This is a genomic window from Streptomyces jumonjinensis, from assembly GCF_009600885.1.
Lineage (GTDB): Bacteria > Actinomycetota > Actinomycetes > Streptomycetales > Streptomycetaceae > Streptomyces > Streptomyces jumonjinensis.
In genome coordinates, this window is record NZ_VCLA01000207.1 from 7,939 (window position 1) to 8,284 (window position 346).

General features: G+C 67.1%; 1 protein-coding gene. It reads left to right on the plus strand.

Annotated features, from left to right (window positions below; all coding sequences use genetic code 11):
• Nucleotides 1-346 (plus strand): condensation domain-containing protein (locus FF041_RS38660; protein WP_194292373.1); only part of this gene is annotated, 346 nt, incomplete at both ends.

The following is a 346-nucleotide window of genomic DNA, read 5'->3' on the forward strand; positions in this document are numbered from 1 at the left end:
CCTGCGCACCGTCTTCCCCGAGACCGAGGGCACCCCACGCCAGCAGATCCTCGAAGGCTCGGCCGGTCATCCTCCGCTGACCGTTGTCTGGGTGGAGGAGAGCCGGCTTGATGAGGCCGTGAAGGCGTATGCGTCGCGTGGGTTCGATGTGAGTGTCGATCTGCCGTGGCGGATCCAACTGCTGGTCACCGGCCCGTCCGACTACGTCCTGGTGATCGTGGCGCATCACATTGCGGTGGACGGCTGGTCGATGGGTGTGCTGGCGCGGGATCTCGAACTCGCCTACACCGCACGGCGTGAAGGCCGGGAGCCCGGGTGGGAGCCGTTGCCGGTGCAGTACGCGGAT